The organism is Bradyrhizobium altum (assembly GCF_020889705.1).
Classification (GTDB): domain Bacteria; phylum Pseudomonadota; class Alphaproteobacteria; order Rhizobiales; family Xanthobacteraceae; genus Bradyrhizobium; species Bradyrhizobium altum.
This window is the reverse complement of record NZ_JACMYP010000484.1, coordinates 1-2,994: the sequence shown is the minus strand read 5'-3', so window position 1 is coordinate 2,994 and position 2,994 is coordinate 1. Positions and strand designations below refer to the sequence as shown.

Here is a 2,994-nt window from a genome sequence, read left to right as displayed (position 1 = left end):
AGCCGCCACCACCATGGAAGCCGCCGCCACCGTGGAAGCCGCCCCCGCCGAAGCCACCGCGCGCCGACGCGGCATCGACCGTGAACAGGCCGACCGTGGCCGTCGCCAGCAAGGCAATCATCGCTTTACGCAACATCACCCGTCACTCCTCTTTCCAAGGCTTTTCTCTGCAAGCCTCCTCCGCCGCGTCCCGCGCATGCTAACTCAATGTAGGACCGTGGCTTCGACCGCGCGCTTGTGTCACGCTCACTTCTGCGCGACCCGCGTTCATCAAAGGCGCAGCCGTCAAAAGTTAGCAGCCGCGGCAGATGCCATTGACCCGGCGGTCGACCGTCCTGTTCTCGTCGGCGATCGCCCTGTCGATGCTCTCGCTCGACGCCGTGCCGGTGGTGACGCCCTCACCGGTATTCAGCCGGCCGGAGGATTGCGCCGTGCCGGCGCTGTTGGTGCCGGGCGGCGGTGACGCGACTTGCGGCGATGTCGGGCTGGCTGACGAGGGGCTCCCGCTCCCAGTGCCGCTTCCAGTACCTTGAGCAACGGTAATCGTGGGTGCCAGCAGAATCGCGATTGTCGCTGACGCGACGGTGACGGATAATTTGCGCATGGCAATTCTCCCTTGCGGACATCAACGGGTCCGCAAAACGCCGGTTCCCACAGGCGTTGGGGCAATACAGTTTGGGAGCAATGCAATTTGCGCAAGCTGATCGAGTTTGACGACGACACTGCCGACAAGCTGAAGCAGCTTGGGCGCGACCGGATGGCGACGTTGCAGGAGCTCGCGGACGAGGCCTTCGCCGACCTCCTCAAGAAGCACGGTATTCCGATCGACCTGAAGGATGCGCTGCGCAAGAGCGCGAGACTTCAGGAGACAGCAGGGCTGCGGGAAGCAGCGAAGCCGGGCCCCGCAACACCGAAGCGCGCACGCAAGCAGGGCCGGAAGCGCTGAGGCTTCAGCCGATCTTCTTCAGTCCGGCTTTGTACTGCGGGCCCCGGATCGCATAGGACTTCGCCGGCCGCGACAAAGCCTCCGCCTGCGCGGCGTCCAGCGTGCGCACCACGCGCGCGGGCGCGCCGATGATCAGGGAATTTTCCGGAAACTCCTTGCCCTCGGTGATGACGGAGCCAGCGCCGACGACACTGCCGCGCCTGATGCGCGCGCCGTTCATCACGATCGATCCCATCCCGATCAGCACGCCGTCTTCCAGCGTGCAGCCGTGCACGATCGCATTGTGGCCGATCGTGACGTTGTTGCCGATGGTCAGGGGAAAGCCGGGATCGACATGCAGGGTCGAATTGTCCTGGACGTTGGAGCCTTCGCCGATCTCGATCCACTCATTGTCGCCGCGCAGCACGGCGCCGAACCAGACGCTCGCCGCGGATTTGAGGCGCACCTTGCCGATCACAACGGCATTGTCGGCGATGAAGTAGCTGCCGTCGGCGGGAAGATCGGGCCCCTGCCCGTCGAGTTCGTAGATCGCCATAGAGGTCTCCCTGAATCAAGGTGACCTTGGCACAGCGGACGACTTGGTTTCAAGCAAGTGCAGTCATGATCCGGCGCGGATCATGAGCGGATCACCCGATCACGCCGGCAGCGCGCAGCGTCATCACGAAGAAGGTGCCGGACATCAGGCTCCAGAAGCCGGAGATGACGGTTGCCATCATCACGAACTCGAAACGGCGGCGCTCGATGCGCGCACCACGCAGCGTGTTGCGCATGATGATGAACGGTGCAGCGAAGACGAGAAACGGGACCGCCGCGAAGGTCCTCGGCGCCGCGCCCTCCTGCAGCAGGCCGAAGCCGGCCGGACGCTCCGCCATCGCCTGATAACCGCTGGCCAATGCGCCGGCGAGCGCGAAGCCGATGAAGAGCGAGAACAGGGAATTCAAGGTATCGGGCGACATCGGAACTTCCGCTACGCAACAGGCCACTCACCCTGCTTCGCAGAATTGGCGGCGGGCCGCCACATCATCCTTAAGGAAAGGTTAACCGGTAGCGCCCGGCGCGGCGTTTGCGCGTGGCCATTCGCTGCGGGATTCCATTGGAATCGTACGGAAATTCCGCGTCACGTGGCATATTCGGCAGGTGATTCGGCCACTCCCTACCTGCTCATTGCCTCGCTCATGACGCTACTCTCGACCGCCCAGCATCTCGCCCGCGACACCCGCCGCAATCCGCGCGCGCATCTCGTTCCGATCATCGCCTCGGCAGTCATCGCCGCCGGTGCAATTGCGCTCGTCGCCTATCTGCTGTGGCCGACCTATACGACCGTCCCGCCGAGCGATCCGTCGCGGCTGCCGGTGAGCGTCGGCGGCACGCTGTTCAACGTGCCGACCATGGCCGTGCGAATGAAGATCCAGCGCCACTCCGGGCCGCAGGAGCGCGTCGATCTGAGCTTCCTCTATCCGTCGCTGGCGGCGCCTGCCGCGCCGAAGCACTACAGCGCCGAGACGGTCGAGGACAAGGTGCAGCCGATCGACAGGATCTTCGTGTCGATCGCGGCACATCACGATTCACTCGCGCCGGACATGCGGCTGCGTACGATCTATCCGCGCTATCTCGACGAGCGTGCGAACACCGATGACGGCCTGACGGCACGCGCGTTCCGCGACGGCACGCCCTATGGCGGCGAGGACCTGTTCACCGCGACCGAGCCGCAGCTGATCGCGCGCTGCACGCGCGACACCTCGACGCCCGGCATGTGCCTGAGTGAGCAGCGCATCGAGGGCGCCGATCTGACCTTCCGCTTTCCACGCAGCTGGCTTGCGCAATGGCGCGACATCGCCACCGCGATGAACCGCCTCTCCGCGCAGATGCACAGCGCGAAGGGGTAACGCCGTCATTGCGGCGGAGCGACGCCGCTCCGCGGGTTCCTCGCAATGACGGCCCTAGGACCGATCGACATTCATTGCATCCAGATCATTGCGGCTGCGAGATGGATGAAGCCGGTAAAGTTGGCGGTTCGCCTGTCATAACGGGTTGCCAAGCGTCGGAGG

At 64.7% G+C, this 2,994-nt stretch carries 5 protein-coding genes; 2 read left to right on the top strand and 3 right to left on the bottom strand.

Features of this window, described 5'->3' with window-relative positions; all coding sequences use genetic code 11:
* Positions 1 to 292: 292 nt before the first annotated feature.
* Entirely contained in the window at positions 293 to 604 is a 312-nt protein-coding gene (locus tag H8B02_RS46600) for a hypothetical protein (RefSeq protein WP_229172420.1), read from the bottom strand.
* An 87-nt stretch (positions 605 to 691) separates the two neighbouring features.
* Between H8B02_RS46600 and H8B02_RS46595 the strand changes: the two genes are divergently transcribed.
* A complete protein-coding gene (locus H8B02_RS46595) occupies positions 692 to 946 on the top strand; it encodes a hypothetical protein (protein WP_229172419.1) in 255 nt (84 codons plus the stop codon).
* 4 nt (positions 947 to 950) lie between these two features.
* Here the strand turns inward: H8B02_RS46595 and H8B02_RS46590 are convergent, their stop codons facing one another.
* Together H8B02_RS46590 and H8B02_RS46585 are read right to left on the bottom strand one after the other, a co-directional pair.
* Complete coding sequence (locus H8B02_RS46590; protein ID WP_092115174.1) at positions 951 to 1,481, bottom strand: gamma carbonic anhydrase family protein; 531 nt, start codon at positions 1,479 to 1,481, stop codon at positions 951 to 953.
* Between the two features lie 91 nt (positions 1,482 to 1,572).
* The gene (locus tag H8B02_RS46585; RefSeq protein WP_229172418.1) at positions 1,573 to 1,902 is read right to left on the bottom strand and encodes a DUF6949 family protein; all 330 of its coding nucleotides are present in this window, start codon (positions 1,900 to 1,902) and stop codon (positions 1,573 to 1,575) included.
* A 219-nt stretch (positions 1,903 to 2,121) separates the two neighbouring features.
* On the opposite strand from H8B02_RS46585, the gene H8B02_RS46580 reads away from it, so the two are divergent.
* Positions 2,122 to 2,832, top strand: coding sequence for a hypothetical protein (locus H8B02_RS46580; protein ID WP_229172417.1), 711 nt, complete (start codon positions 2,122 to 2,124; stop codon positions 2,830 to 2,832).
* Positions 2,833 to 2,994: the final 162 nt, after the last annotated feature.